Raw genomic sequence first — 15,033 nt, 5'->3', positions numbered from 1 at the left:
CAATTTGCGCACAATCACATTGACTAGTCTATTTGCGGAAGGTGATTGACCCATCGTTAGGATCCATTGCGTCCACAATCGCAAGCGAATCCAAATCATACCCAGCTTCGCGCAATGCATCTCCGCCGCCTTGGAAGCCTTTTTCAATTGCAATACCGATGCCAGCAACCGTGGCTCCAGCGTGGTTGCAAATGTCAATCAACCCTTGTAAAGCCTTGCCGTTAGCCAAAAAGTCGTCCAGAATCAAAACTCGGTCGTCTGCGTTTAAATACTTTCTAGACACAATCACTGGGAACTCGCGCTGCTTTGTGAACGAGAATACGGTAGACACGTATTGGTCTCCGTCTAGATTGATCGATTGCGCTTTCTTTGCAAAAACCACTGGAACGTTGCCGAAATGACGAGCCGCAACGCACGCGATTCCGATTCCCGAAGACTCAATTGTTAGAATTTTGTTGATTTGCGTGTTTTTAAAATGCTTCGCCCAAGCTGCGCCCATTGCGTCAAAAAGCGCGCAATCGCACTGGTGGTTAAGGAATGCGTCAACTTTCAAAACATTTCCCGGCTTAACAATGCCTTCTTTTTGGATGCGTTCTTCAAGTTCTTGCACGATTATTCCTTTCAAATTGCGCCGTATTTTGCGTATGTAGCGTGTATTTGTATAGCTTACCCCCCGCTTTGACTCACTTAGCGCGTTACTCTTTAAGCTCGAAGGTATGTCGTATAGCACGAGTTTGTTTCTTTCCCCGAGTTTGTTTCTTTTTCCCTGCATTTGTTTACATTTCGACCAATTTTGGGAACAAAAGCAAGAACACTTGCCCACGTTTGTTTCTTTTTCCCTGCATTTGTTTACATTTCGACCCAAAAAGGGAACAAACGCGGGAATAGCGCGACTAATCGTCGATTCGCAAAACGCTGCGATTGTGTTTAGCTGGTGTTCGTTAAAATTGGTTAGAGTTTAATTTTTGCGATTTGAAACACAGGAGCGAGGGGCTTTTGAGCAAGTACGGTTATGATTTTGATTTGTTTGGCAACCCAGAAGATGACAGCGAGCAGAGTAATGCGCTTATTAATAAAGATATGACGAGCGAAGTTTCTGCTTCTACGGTTGCTGGCGACTTTTCCGTGCAATCTTCAAATTCCGTGCAATCTTCAAATTCCGTACAATCTTCCGACCTACCCGAAATCAATCCACAATCGCTTTTAGAAGGTCTAAATCCTCAGCAATATAAGGCTGTTCAATACGAGGGTCCCGCGCTTTTAATCGGAGCTGGCGCAGGCAGTGGCAAAACGCGTGTTCTTACGCGTCGAATTGCTTGGATTTTGGCTAATCGCAAGGCGTGGCCGAGCCAGATTCTTGCAATCACGTTTACTAACAAGGCTGCAGCTGAGATGCGTGAACGTCTTGCGAACCTAATTGGCAATAGTGCAAATAGCATGTGGGTTTCCACTTTCCATTCTGCTTGCGTTAAGATTCTTCGCGCTCATGGTGATTCAATCGGCTTAAAATCGGGCTTTTCTATCTACGATTCTTCGGATTGTGAGCGTCTTGTTAAAATAATCGAATCTGAATTGAATATCGACATTAAAAAGTTTACGCCTAAACTTTTATTGTCTAAGATATCTGATTTTAAAAATAATTTGGTTACTTGGCAGGAAAATCTTAAAAATTACGCACCAGATTATAAGCCAGGCGCGTCTGTATCTGGCGCATCTAGCTTTAATGCAGCTGGCAATGCCGATGCGCTTTACGCTGCTGTTTATGCGGAATATCAAAATAGGCTTAACGTGTCGAATGCTGTTGATTTTGACGATTTGATTATGTTAACGGTTAGGCTTTTGCGCCAAAATCCGCAAGTTAGTGCGTATTATAGACGAAAGTTCCGTTACATTTTGGTTGACGAGTATCAGGATACTAATCACGCGCAATACGTGTTGATTCGTGAACTTGCAGGTGTGGATGATGCAGGTGTGGATCATTATTCCGCAGATTCACCAGATTCATCAGTTTCACCAGATTCCACTCAACTTCCGCAGTCTTCAATCACGGTTGTTGGTGATTCAGACCAGTCGATTTATGCTTTCCGCGGTGCAGATATTCGCAATATTCAAGACTTTGAGCAGGATTTTCCAAACGCTACAACAATTATGTTGGAGCAGAATTATCGCTCTACGCAAACCATTTTGGACGCTGCAAATGCCGTAATCTCCAACAACGCTAATCGAAAGCCTAAAAAGTTGTGGACTTCTTTAGGTAAAGGTTCGCCGATTATTGGTTATGTTGCTGATAATGCGCAAGGTGAGGCTTCTTGGGTTGCTCAAGAAATCGCGCGTTTGCGTGGCGAAGATGGCATAAACTACTCGGATATTGCGATTATGTATCGCGCAAATTCGCAATCTCGTAGCTTGGAAGATGCGCTTATTAAGTCGGGTTTACCGTATCAACTTGTTGGCGGAACTAAGTTCTATGAGCGTCGCGAAGTCAAAGATGCGCTTGCTTACTTGCAATCTATTGCAAATCCTGATGACGATGTCAATATGCGCCGCATTTTAAACGTTCCAAAGCGTGGTCTTGGTGCGCGCGCTGAGTCGCAGATTACGTCTTATGCAAAAGAAAATTCTATAAGTTTTTGGTCTGCTCTTAATCAGATAGATAAGATTGCAGAACAAATTGGTATTTCATCTCGAACTTTTAATGCGCTTAAGAGTTTTAGGGATCTTATGACTTCGCTTATCGACTTTATGGAAGCTAACGATTCCAAGCCTTCTAAGGTTGTAGAGAACGTGCTTAATCAAAGCGGATTGTTGCAGGATTTGCGAGAGTCTAAGGACCCTCAAGACGAATTTAGAGTAGATAACTTGTCTCAATTACAATCGGTTGCAGCTGAATATGAACAGAATACGCCTGATGCTAATGTTGCTGGTTTTTTGGAGACTACGGCTTTAGTTGCAGATTCGGATCAGCTTCCAGACCAGGGCGAAGATACTGGAAAAGTTACGCTTATGACACTTCATACAGCTAAAGGTTTGGAATATCCTGTTGTGTTTTTGACTGGAATGGAGCAGGGTACTTTCCCTCATTCGCGCTGTGTTGACAATCAAAAGGAGCTTTGCGAGGAGCGTCGTCTTGCATACGTTGGTATAACTCGCGCTAAGAAGATTTTATACGTCACTTGGGCGGCTGAGAGATCGCAATGGGGCAAGTCGGCAGAAATGATTCAAAGCCAGTTTTTGGACGAGATTCCTGCGGATTTGATTTCTTGGAAGCGCAAGGAAGCAGATGTTATGCGAGCTGGGCTTAGGGGAGCGGGTAGTGATTTTGACCGCGATTTTGACAGTGACTTTGGAAGCGATGGCGGTTGGGACGATGATTCGTACACCACTTACGGCGGATCGAGTTACAGAAAATCGCATTATGGCAAGTCTTATGGTTCAAAGTCTGGAAAAGTCACCACTCGAATCGCCAGAAAATCGAGTGCATCCTACCAGTATCAATCATCCACATCAAATTTGCAGTCATCTTCATCATCATTGTCTTACAAAAAACAGAGTTTGCAAGAAAAGGACAATCACTTAAACATCAATGATTTCCACGAAGGTGACAAAATTTCTCACGACACTTACGGTCTTGGAACTGTTCTTAAAACGCAAGACAAGGGAAGAAACTCAATTATTACAGTTGACTTTGGTTCGGATGGTGTAAAAAGACTTATGTTAAGAGTTGCGCCGATTGAGAAATTGTAAAATTGTAATTTTTTTCGTTTTATAAATGTTGCACTTAAAATAATGCAATCTTACTGAAGATTACTTCAAAATATCAATTGTAATATTGTTATAACTAGTGCGTGATTATATACACTAAAACAAAATATTCAAGACTTGTTTTCTATTAAGCTATACGAAAAAATATAAAAGTAGGAAAAATATAAAAGTAAACGAAACCGCAAATGTGTAAGATTCGTGACTCAAGAGGAAGTTGATTAAGCTCTTAAGCATTGCGATTGTATTTATAAACGAGATTTTAAAAGGCGTGGCGCTTACAAACGTGAGTGCCGTAAAGCGTGTTGCGTTAAAAAGCAACACTAAAAAATAATAACTAGATTTAATGAGGTATTTATTATGAAGAACAAATTATTCGCATCGCTTCATGCAATTATTTTTGGAATTCTTATTGCTATAGCGCCATTGACATTTGCAAAACCATGCTCAACTGGAGGCATGCACAAAATGGCTAAAATGTCTAAAATGCCTATGATGATGCAACCTATGGCATGCTACTACACCAGCCGCGTGGCTATTGGAATTGGCGTAGTTATTGCAATTCTAGGTATTATTGCGCTATTTGTTAAAGAACACGTTCGCGCTGGCTTAAATATTGCTGTAATCATTAACTCTCTGTTTATGATCGCTACTACAACGTTCCTTATTGGTGTTTGCAAAAGCCCGATGATGCATTGCACATCTGTTATGCGCCCAACGTTAATTGTGCTATCTGTGCTCGCATTAGTGTTTGCATCTGTTAGCGTGTATCTTGACACTAAGTCTGCTTGCTAGTGCGCATCTAAGTAATTTACTATGCACACTATTACATTAAAGCGATTGCCGCTAGAAAACCTAAAGCAAAAGCCGCTTAGAACCGCCGCGTTAATCGTGGTTTCCGCATGCTTAGCTGCAGTGTTTTTTGGCGGCTCGCTAATCTCACTTAATCTTTCTAATGGTTTAAGTAGTATGCGCGCTCGTCTTGGCGCGGATATTATGGTTATTCCGCAAAACACTTACAATCGCGCGGAAGCGTTGCTAACTAATGGCGGATCTAGCACGTTTTACTTTACAAACAATATTGAGGATTTTGTGCGAAAGTCAAAAGGCGTTGAAAAAGCAAGCGTACAAACTTATATATCTTCTCTATCGGCTGGATGCTGTGCGGAAAAGTTGCAAATCATAGGTTTTGACCCTACTAGTGACTTTGTAATCGCTCCATGGATTTATTCACAGCACAAAAGCGATCTTAAAAAAGGTCAGATGATTGCAGGCGCAAACGTGCTTGTGTCTTACCAAAACACAGTTCGCTTGTATGGGCATGAATGGCCGATTGTTGCGCAACTTGCTAAAACGGGCACTAGCTTAGACAACTCAGTGTTTGTAAACAGAGATACGATTCCAGCGGTTGTTAAATATTCGTCGAAAGTTGGGCACACTGCGATTCCTGCAAAATATGCACGCAAGGCTGTTAGTGCGGTTCTTGTAAAAGTGCGTAAGGGTTTTAGTGCGCAAAACGTTGCGGAAAATATTCGTAAAACTAGCGGAATTAAAAGTCTTGGAATGGTGTTTCCAGGAGGAATTACCGAGCAGACTAAAAAGAGTTTAGAAGTGCTAAACAAGGCGATTTTTCTTGGCATTCTTGCGTTTTGGCTTGTGGGAATGCTGATTCTTGTGTGCGTTTTTGCATCTTCTACTTCGGAGCGCAAAAGAGAATTTGCTTCTCTTAGGATTTTGGGCGCCAATAAGAGCATGCTTCTAAAGATGGTCGCGCGTGAATCGTCGGCGATTGGTTTTGGTGGAGGCGTGATTGGCGTTGCTTTCGCTTCGCTTATTTTGTTCCCATATAATATTGTGATTTCTCAACAGCTGCAACTACCGTACCTGGAGTCGAATGTTTGGTTTGTGTGCGCGATTGCAGCGGTTTCTGTAGTGTTTTCGCTTGCTAGCGTTTTGGTAACTTCCGCGATTGTTGTAGGGAGAATCGCAAACAGAGAAGCGTATTTGACTTTAAGAGATGGCGAATAAAATGGCGAATAAAGTTGTTAGCAACGATTTAGTAGTAAATCTTAAAAACGTCACTCGCGAATTTAAACGCAAAAATAGGAAGTTTATTGCTGTAGACGATGTTAATTTTTCGCTTAAAGCTGGCGACTTTGTTGCGATTATGGGCAAATCTGGCAATGGAAAGTCTACTCTTTTAAACATGATTGCAGGACTTCTAAAGCCGACGCGTGGAAACGTTACTATTTTTGAATATGATATTTCGTCTCCTTCTGTAAGCGACGAGCAAATTTCTGCGATTCGCGCAAAAAACATTGGTTTTGTTACGCAATCGCAGACGCTGCTTGCTAATTTGAATGTGTTAGATAACGTTATTTTGCCTGTTATGATTGCGCGCGCGTCTTCTAAGCGAGTAGACGATTCAGCGCAAAAGCTTAATCCGAATGATTACGCTAGTTTGACTTCACGCGCTATGGATTTGCTTAAGCGTCTTAATGTTGACGATCTTGCGCATTGTTATCCGCGTGAGCTTTCTGGCGGAGAAATGAGACGCGTTATGATTGCGCGCTCTTTGATTAACAACCCGCGTTTGCTGCTGTTAGATGAGCCTACGGGCGATTTGGATTCGCAAAACACTCAAACTGTGGTGTCTCTGCTGCGCGATTGTGCTGCTTCTGGCGCGGCTGTTTTAGTCATTACTCACGATGAATCTGTTGCTGCAAGCGCTAACAGTGTTTACACAATGGATTCTGGCGTACTTCGCGCGCACGCGCGCTTTGACTGAGCGCTTAGACCGCGCGAGCAATATTCCTTATTTGTTGTTGCTGAGGGCTGGGTGTTTCTGCGCTCGCGCGGATTAGCCGCGCTCACGTCTTCGCCGCATGTAAAGTCCACTGGACTTTACATTTAAGCGGCTCAGCGAATCGAGGTGACTTCTCGCGCATTATGCAGCTCGAAGTCGTCGATTCGCACAACGCTCTGCCTCTTGCGTGTTGTCTGTTGTTGCGGTTGTTCCGTTTTGGCTTTGATTTTGTTTTTTGGTTGAAGTTTGTTTGTAGTGGTTGATCATTTGGATTATTTGGTATCGGCTGCCGCTCTTATACTGTTCGACCAAGAATCACCCAGCCCTCTTGCATTCTTGAACAATTGCGTATCTCCTAATCACCGAGATTCTCGATTTTTCTTCTTCATTCGATGAATCACCATCAAAGATGCTGAGGTTCATCTCATTCAGTGCGAAAAATCTCGAATCTCCACATAACTTGGCGTAATATGCGTGCAAAAGATTACGTTGAGATGAGCGCGAGTATCTACGGTGTGGAGTAGCATAAGTAACGATGCCTATTTTCGTAGGCATTATCTGGAGCCTTAGCCCATCAGTGGGTCGGCGCGTAAGAATTATGGCGTTATTTCAGCGTTTTAATGCTTTCGCGTTCGTGTGTTAGCACGAAGAAGCACTGGAGAGGCCGGCTCAGCGTGAATAATCATAAATGTTTGGTTCACGTTCCGTTCAGATAACGACAGAATAAAGGATTAGTAATGACTAATATTCAGCGTTCTCGCCGTCAGGTGCGTCTTTCTCGCGCCCTCGGCATCGCTTTGACCCCAAAGGCTCAGCGTATTTTCGAGAAGCGTCCATATGCTCCAGGTGAGCACGGCCGCACTCGTCGTCGTACCGAGTCCGATTACGCAGTACGTCTTCGCGAGAAGCAGCGTCTTCGCGCTCAGTACGGTCTTTCCGAGAAGCAGCTTCGTGCAGCTTACGAAAAGGGTACGCACACTGCAGGTCAGACTGGTGACGCAATGCTCACCGATTTGGAAACCCGTCTTGACGCTTTGGTTTTGCGCGCAGGTTTTGCTCGCACAACCGCTCAGGCTCGCCAGTTTGTTGTGCATCGTCACATCTTGGTAGATGGCAATCTTGTTGATCGCCCATCCTACCGTGTTAAGCCAGGCCAGACCATTCAGGTTCGCGCTAAGAGCCAGACAATGGTGCCATTCCAGATGGCTGCTGAAGGCGTTCATCGTGACGTTTTGCCAGCAGTTCCTGGTTACCTCGATGTGAATCTTGCCTCTTTGAAGGCTACTTTGACTCGTAAGCCGGAAGTCGATCAGATTCCAGTTGAAGTCAACATCCAGTACGTCGTCGAGTACTACGCTCGCTAAATTCTGGATTTCATTCTTAAGGACATACCGCTTGACCCCTGCTGTGCATTGCATAGTGGGGGTCAATGCGTTTTGCTTGCGATTTTTGCTGTAATTTTGCCCGTGTTTGTTTACGTTTTGGGTCAAATGGGAAACAAAAGCGGGAACACTTGCCCGTGTTTGTTCCCTTTTTTGGTGTTTTGGTAAACAAAAGCAGGAACGATTGCCCGTGTTTGTTTACGTATTGGGTCAAATGGTAAACAAAAGCAGGAAGTTATAGCGTGTTTGCGTCAAAAGCAGTCTGAATTATGCTAAAAGATAGTGATATGTTGTGATGTATTAACTTTTGTTTGGGATTAGTCGCCAGCAACCGCACATTTTGTAACAAAACAGTTTAATAAAAAAACAAAATCACATATAATTATTCACAATAATATTCGTTATATTACAAAATATAACATTCTGCGAGTGTTGAATCAGAAAATATATAATAGATAACTAAGCGTCTATTAAGCGTTGTAAGTAAGAAGATACAAGAATAAGAAGTTATACGAAAATAAAAGAAGATAAAGAAGAATAAAGAGACGATGGAGTCAAAGATGTCTCAAATTAGCAATGAAGAAGATGCGCAAGTGCTGCAAGAAGCACAGCAATATATGAATGCGCACAACGCACAGTATGCAGAAGATGCAGAAGATGTAAGAGACGCAAAAGACGTGCTAAACAATAACATTTTTGAAGGGGATGATTTTGTGGAAAAGCCTAAAAAAGTTGCAGGACTTCACAATATTCCAACAACAGCTGGTTTCGCTGGTCCTGGCGGTGGATTTGAAGGTGGCGCTGCAGCAGGATTTGAGATTGACGAAGACGGCACTACGCATAAGAAAGCAGATGAACGCCAAGTTGAAAAAAGCTTGGAAGACACAGATGCTTTTGATGCAATAGACATTAATGTAATTCGCGCTAGGAACAAGGCTGGCGGCGCAAACGACTCGGTTATTAACAAGATAACCAGCACGGGTGTTGGAGATTCTTCGCTGAGTAGTCTTGTAGCTCAAGCAGAAGAAGAGGCGGCTGAAAACGTGCAGTCTGCGCAATCTACTACGCATTCGGAATCATACCAAGGATTACAGTCGCCAATGCGCTCTTCGCTAGGCGATAATGCCTTCTACCAAACGCAACAAATTCCGACTGTTCAAACTCCTATTCGAGATTTCGGTGGAGAGTATCCGTATAAGTTGTATCGCCCAGGAACTTACGCACGTGAGCATATTCGTATTACGGCAACAAAGCTTTCCGACGGTCGCGACTTTTTCTACATCGACGACAATCCAGAATATGTTAGCGGACACAAAACAAGGGAGCTGATTGACCCTAGAAAGTTGGCGTATCGCTTTACTTCTCATTTTGATAGCGACGGTAATGAGGTTCCTAGCGAAGTTCCACAGATGCGTCAGGATCCGCTTACAGGAGATTGGATTCCTATGTCTAGGCTGTGGGCAAAACGACCAGCCCCCATTCTTAGAGAGAGTTCAAATAGTGATAGCTTAAATAGCGATAGTGAGCAGCAATCAAGAATCGACCCATTCGCTGGTAGAAAGCCAGAATCTGAGTATCAAGATGGCGAGATTCCAGACGAAGACTACGACGTTGTTGTTTTTGAAAACCGCTATCCAGCTATGGCTCAGGTTGCAGGAGTTCCGAATACAACAACCTACGTTGACGGCAATCCGTTGTGGAAGCAGGCTCCTGCAGCTGGTCGTTGTGAGGTGATTTGCTTTAGTTCCAACGAAAACATGCTTCCAGCTAATCTTTCTGTTTTGCGTATGCGAACGATTGTTGAAGCTTGGGCGTTTAGAACCGCGGAAATTAGCCAAATTGATGGCATTAAGCAGATTTATCCTTTTGAAAATCACGGCAGCCAAATTGGTGTGACTTTGAATCATCCTCACGGTCAGATTTATGCTTATCCGTTTATTGCTCCTAGGTTGGAGCAGGAGTTGCGTCACACAGAGGCTTATTTTGAGCGTACTGGCAGTAATCTTCTTAAGGATTTGATGAATTCGGAGATTGAGGCTAAAAAGCGTGTGATTATGCATAATCATAGTTGGGTTGCGTATGTTCCAGCTGCTGCTCGATGGCCACTCGAGGTTCATGTTGCTCCTGTTCGTGATGTTCTTACTTTGGATCAGCTTGATGACCAAGAGCGTTGGGATTTGGCACAAATTTATATAACACTTCTTAGACGTGCTAATAAATTCTTTGGTTTTAATGGCGACTCTGGTGCTAAATCGTTTGCAGGTTCGGCTGCTTTCAACTTATCTTCAGGTATGAGTGCTGCAAATTCTAGCGAATTTGTTGACTTGCCTTATGTTGCAGCATGGCATCAGGCTCCTGTACATGATTCTCGTCGTGCGCATTATCGTCTTAATTTACAATTCTTCTCGTTTATGCGAGATGCTAACAAAATCAAGTATTTGGCTGGATCGGAAGCTGGGATGGCATCTTGGATTTCTGATACAACGCCAGAGATGATTGCAAGTAGGTTCCAAGAATTAGGCGATGTTGATTTGGATTAGTCTGACCTGTATTAGTCTTACTTGTATTAGTCTGATTAAACAATAACAAAGTCAATTTGTGTGAAGCACTGTGTGAAGCATTGTTTAAAGCACTATATGAAGCATTGCATAAAACATTGTGTAAAACAATTTATTAAAAGTGAGATGATTAAGTTATGTTGCTGCATCTTTATTTAGTTCGTCATGGTCAAACCATGTTTAATTGCTACAATCGTCTTCAAGGCTGGTCAAATTCTCCTCTTACCGATAAAGGACTTGCAGACGCAGATCGTGCAGCAGAAAAATTAGCTAATGTCATTTTTTCTGCAGCATATTGCTCAGATACAATTCGTGCGCAAATCACTGCTGAGCGTATTTTAAGCGAAAACGAAAAACACACTCATGCTCGACCACAACTCATAAGCGATATGCATTTTCGTGAGCAATGCTACGGATATTTTGAAGGACAAGACATGAATATGGCTTGGTGGGCGGCAGGTGCGCCTCATGGTGCTAAAACATATAACGAAATCGTTGAAAAGTTTGGGCTTTCGGCTACTCGCGACATGCTTAAAGAGGCGGACCCGTTCCATGATGCTGAGTCGGATATTGAGTATTGGAAGCGTGTTGAGGGCGGTTTTAAAATAATTGCCAGCAATCCAGTGTTAAAAGATGGAGATAGTGTTTTGCAAATATCTCATGGGAACACGCTTTTAAGTCTTATGCATCGTTTTGCGCCTGCTGGTTACGATTTGAGTGAGCGTCCGCAAAATGGTAGCGTGACTCGTTTAGATTTTGACACTTCTAAGCCGCTTGATCAGGCTATAACCATTAAGGGCTACAACGAGTAGAGCGTACTGTAAATCCACTTTTATATATTGATATATTAGGGTTGATATATTGAGAAGGATATGTGTTAGTGGTTTACTCGAAGAGTCTTGACTCTTCGTTAATCTTTTAAATACATTGCGTGGGTTGGTCGCGCGTAAAAACAGCAGGAAAGAGGTTACGATGAGCGTTGGAGACATAGCTGCTCTGATTGCCGCGATTTCGTTTGCGGTTCTTTCTGGTTTTATGATTTATCCTCTGATTAGGTTGGGTAAGATGTTTAATCAGATTGCTCAAACCGTTAAGGAATCAGGTGAACATGCTTTGCCTGCTATTGATGAGTCTGTTACTACAGTAAAGCAAGTAAACAAAACCTTAGAAGATGTTAATGCTGTTACGGATGCTGCTCGCACCACTGCGACTAATGTTGGTGCTCTTACAGATTTGTATGGTGCTTTTCTTGGAAAACCTATTATTAAGATTGCTGCAGCTGGATATGCTCTTAAGGACACTATTAACGCATTCTTCAATAAGCCTACAGTTCCAACGGATTTTTCAGAATCTTCTGCACGCCACGCAGCTAATTCTGGTGAGTCGAGTGAGTCCAAGGGGGAGTGATGTTTAAGCGTTTATTCTGGCTTTGCATAGGAATAGTAATAGGCGTGATGTCTGTTACTAAGGCTCGCGCTTATATTAAAGGAAAATTCCCAGAAAGTGTTGGAGATTTTTTCTTTGATAAAGATCCGAAGAATCTTACTTTAACCACGATTTTGTCTTTATTTAAGGATTTTAATTCCAGCAGAAAAACTCACGAGTCGCAGCTTAATTCTAAGTATGCTAATAAGTATGCTAAATAAAATAAGCTTGCTAATAAGTCTTGAAAGTTTTTTATAACTAAAGTTTTTATAGGTAAAGTTTTATAATCAAAAATTGGTCTTGCAGATTAATCATTCTGCGACTCGCGCCTTAAAGCATGATGGTATGATATTCTTTTGTGCCGCCCTGTTGCATGGCGTTTTAATATAACACAAGGAGTTCGTACCTATGCGCACAGCAGAAATTGCAAAGCGTTATCTTGACTACTTTGGTAATCATGGTCATATGGTCGTGCCTTCAGCATCGCTGATTTCACCAAATCCAACGACGCTTTTCACGATTGCAGGCATGGTTCCATTCATACCTTATCTTTTGGGAGAGCAAACGCCTCCTTCTCGCAGAATGACGTCTAACCAGAAGTGCGTTCGTACTCTTGATATTGACGAAGTCGGAAAGACTACTCGTCACGGCACATTCTTCCAGATGGTTGGTAACTTCTCGTTTGGTGATTATTTTAAGGAAGAAGCTATTCACTACGCTTGGGAGCTTTTAACAACTCCGCAAGATAAGGGCGGATACGGATTTGACCCGGAAAAGCTTTGGGTAACTACTTTTACAGACGACGATGAAGCTCGCGCAATTTGGAAGAACGAAGGCTTCGACCCAGAGCACATGCAAGTTTTCGGCATGGAAGATAACTTCTGGACTACTGGTGGTCCTGGTCCTGGCGGCCCATGCTCCGAAATTTACGTTGATCGTGGCCCAGAATACGGTAAGGATGGCGGTCCTGCTGCTGATGAATCTCGTTTTATTGAGATTTGGGATTTGGTTTTCGAAAACTTCCAGGTAGATAACGTAAAATCTAAGACCGATTTGCACATTGTTGGTGAGCTTGACCAGAAGAATATCGATACCGGCGCTGGTTTGGAGCGTTTGGCTTACCTTATGCAAGGTAAGGAAAATATTTACGAAACCGATGAAGTTTACCCAGTTATTGAAGCTGCAGAAAAGCTTAGCGGTGTAAAGTACGGCGATAATAATGATGCTGACGTGCGTTTCCGCGTTGTAGCAGATCACGTGCGTTCCGCTTTGATGATTATGAGCGATGGCGTGCGTCCAAGTAATGTTGGCCGCGGATACGTGCTTCGTCGTCTTCTTCGCAGAACTGTTCGCGCAATGCGTATGCTCGGCGTTCAGGACCCAGTTCTTCCAACCTTGTTCCCAGTTTCTAAGGCTGCAATGGAGCCAAGCTATCCAGAGCTTAATAATACTTTCCATGAAGTCAGTGAAGCTGCATACGGTGAAGAAGACGCGTTCCGTCGCACTCTTGAAAAGGGCACAACTATTCTTGACTTGGCTGTTGAAAAAGCTAAGAAAGAGCACAAGGATGACCCTATTGTTGGCGGATCCGACGCATTCACTTTGCACGATACCTACGGCTTCCCAATCGAGTTGACTCTTGAGATGGCTGCTGAGCAGGGCGTTAAGGTTGATGAAGCTAAGTTCCGCGAGCTTATGAGCGAGCAGAAAGGTCGCGCTCGCGCGGATGCTTTGAAGAAGCGCCACAATGTGGACGTTAGCGTTTATGACGATATTAAGAAGGAGCTTGAAAAGCCAATCGAATTCCTCGGTTACACTGACTTCTCAAGCCGTTCAAACGTTTTGGCAATTGTTGAAGCTGGTAAAGGCTCTGTTAAAAGCGTTACTGCTCCTGCAAACGTTGAGATTATTCTTGATCGCACGCCATTCTATGCTGAGCGCGGTGGTCAGATTGCTGATCAGGGTGAGATTATTTCCGATGACGGCGCGATTTTGGAAGTTGACGACGTTCAGCGTCCGATTAAGGATTTGATTGTTCACAGCTGCCGACTTACTGAAGGCACTTTGAGTGTTGGAGCTCCAGTGAACACGAATATTGATCAGGTTCGCAGGGCTGCTTTGGCTCGAAGCCACACTGCTACGCATACTCTTCACAAGGCTTTGCGTGAAGAGCTTGGTCCACAGGCAACTCAGCGCGGTTCTGTAGTTGATCCAGATCGTTTGCGCTTTGACTTCCAGTGGCCAAAGGCTGTTGATAAGGATGCGCTACTCCGTGTAGAAGCTCGCGTAAACGAGCGTATTCGTGACGATTTGCAGGTTGTTCCAAAGGAAATGCCAATCGATGACGCTTTCAAGCTTGGAGCAATGCACTTGTTCGGCGAAAAGTACGGCGATATTGTGCGCGTTGTTGAGATTGGCGACGGTTGGAGCCGCGAGCTTTGCGGCGGTACTCACGCTAAGAGCACTGGCAAGATTGGTATGGTAACCATTCTTTCCGAGTCTTCCATTGGCTCTGGTGTACGCCGTATTGATGCATTGTGCGGCGAAGAGGCGTATGAATATGGTGCTCGTGAGCACGCTTTGGTGGCGCAACTTGCTGGCATGGTTAATGCACGCCCAGATGAGTTAGCTGAGCGCTTGGAGTCCTTACTCAACAAGATGAAGGATTCAGACCGCAAGCTTTCTTCGGTGTATGAGGCTCAGCTTAACGATGCTGTTCCAGAATTGGTTGAGGCGGCTAAACAAAGTTGCGCAACGGTTAAGCTTGCTGTAAAGAATGTTGGCAACTTTGGTTCCTTCGATGCCTTGCGCAAAACAACACTGGATGTTCGTTCTCGCTTAGGTGAGGATGCTCCTGTGATTGTGGCGCTGTGTGGCGTGAATGAGGAGGATCGTCCAATGGTGGCGGTGGCGACTAACGACGTCGCGCGTGGTCTAGGTGCCAAGGCTGGCGATCTTGTGCGTACTGCTTCCAAGGTGCTTGGTGGCGGTGGCGGCGGCAAGCCAGACTTCGCTCAAGGCGGCGGAACTGATGCTTCTAAGATTGACGAAGCATTGGATGCTGTTAAAGCGCAAGTTGCTCAGCTTGCTTAGCGTGCTGCTA

11 protein-coding genes are annotated in these 15,033 nt (G+C 43.9%); 10 read left to right on the top strand and 1 reads right to left on the bottom strand.

What is annotated here, in order from left to right:
* Positions 1-28 precede the first annotated feature (28 nt).
* Positions 29-610: a xanthine phosphoribosyltransferase gene (locus tag ACJV45_RS05805; protein WP_415685356.1), complete on the bottom strand. Its 582-nt coding sequence runs from the start codon at positions 608-610 to the stop codon at positions 29-31.
* 386 nt (positions 611-996) lie between these two features.
* Between ACJV45_RS05805 and ACJV45_RS05800 the strand changes: the two genes are divergently transcribed.
* The 10 genes from ACJV45_RS05800 to alaS all read left to right on the top strand — a co-directional run bounded on the left by ACJV45_RS05800 (position 997) and on the right by alaS (position 15,023).
* A complete protein-coding gene (locus tag ACJV45_RS05800) occupies positions 997-3,744 on the top strand; it encodes an ATP-dependent helicase (RefSeq protein ID WP_419397864.1) in 2,748 nt (915 codons plus the stop codon).
* Positions 3,745-4,119: 375 nt separating this feature from the next.
* Positions 4,120-4,554 (top strand): DUF4418 family protein, encoded by a 435-nt coding sequence (locus ACJV45_RS05795; RefSeq protein ID WP_016828767.1) that lies wholly within the window; start codon positions 4,120-4,122, stop codon positions 4,552-4,554.
* Positions 4,555-4,575: 21 nt separating this feature from the next.
* On the top strand, positions 4,576-5,787 hold the full coding sequence (locus ACJV45_RS05790) for an FtsX-like permease family protein (RefSeq protein ID WP_004125386.1): 1,212 nt from the start codon (positions 4,576-4,578) through the stop codon (positions 5,785-5,787).
* A gap of 1 nt (position 5,788) precedes the next feature.
* Positions 5,789-6,547, top strand: a complete 759-nt coding sequence (locus ACJV45_RS05785; protein ID WP_419397863.1) for an ABC transporter ATP-binding protein — start codon at positions 5,789-5,791, stop codon at positions 6,545-6,547.
* A gap of 755 nt (positions 6,548-7,302) precedes the next feature.
* A complete protein-coding gene (gene rpsD / locus ACJV45_RS05780) occupies positions 7,303-7,929 on the top strand; it encodes a 30S ribosomal protein S4 (protein WP_004113375.1) in 627 nt (208 codons plus the stop codon).
* A 1,163-nt stretch (positions 7,930-9,092) separates the two neighbouring features.
* Positions 9,093-10,487 carry a galactose-1-phosphate uridylyltransferase gene (gene galT / locus ACJV45_RS05775; protein ID WP_419397891.1) on the top strand — a complete coding sequence of 465 codons (1,395 nt, stop codon included), beginning with the start codon at positions 9,093-9,095 and terminating at the stop codon, positions 10,485-10,487.
* A 155-nt stretch (positions 10,488-10,642) separates the two neighbouring features.
* Entirely contained in the window at positions 10,643-11,317 is a 675-nt protein-coding gene (locus tag ACJV45_RS05770; RefSeq protein WP_419397862.1) for a histidine phosphatase family protein, read from the top strand.
* 160 nt (positions 11,318-11,477) lie between these two features.
* Positions 11,478-11,912, top strand: coding sequence for a DUF948 domain-containing protein (locus tag ACJV45_RS05765; RefSeq protein ID WP_004113368.1), 435 nt, complete (start codon positions 11,478-11,480; stop codon positions 11,910-11,912).
* Positions 11,912-12,151: a hypothetical protein gene (locus tag ACJV45_RS05760; protein WP_004121066.1), complete on the top strand. Its 240-nt coding sequence runs from the start codon at positions 11,912-11,914 to the stop codon at positions 12,149-12,151. The genes ACJV45_RS05765 and ACJV45_RS05760 overlap by 1 nt, the downstream gene beginning before the upstream one ends.
* Before the next feature lie 187 nt (positions 12,152-12,338).
* Positions 12,339-15,023, top strand: a complete 2,685-nt coding sequence (alaS, locus tag ACJV45_RS05755) for an alanine--tRNA ligase (RefSeq protein WP_419397861.1) — start codon at positions 12,339-12,341, stop codon at positions 15,021-15,023.
* The last annotated feature ends 10 nt before the right edge of the window (positions 15,024-15,033 follow it).

This window comes from Gardnerella lacydonensis (assembly GCF_048545055.1).
GTDB classification, from domain to species: domain Bacteria; phylum Actinomycetota; class Actinomycetes; order Actinomycetales; family Bifidobacteriaceae; genus Bifidobacterium; species Bifidobacterium vaginale_C.
The sequence above is the reverse complement of the archived record's forward strand: the minus strand, read 5'-3'. Positions and strand labels throughout refer to the sequence as shown.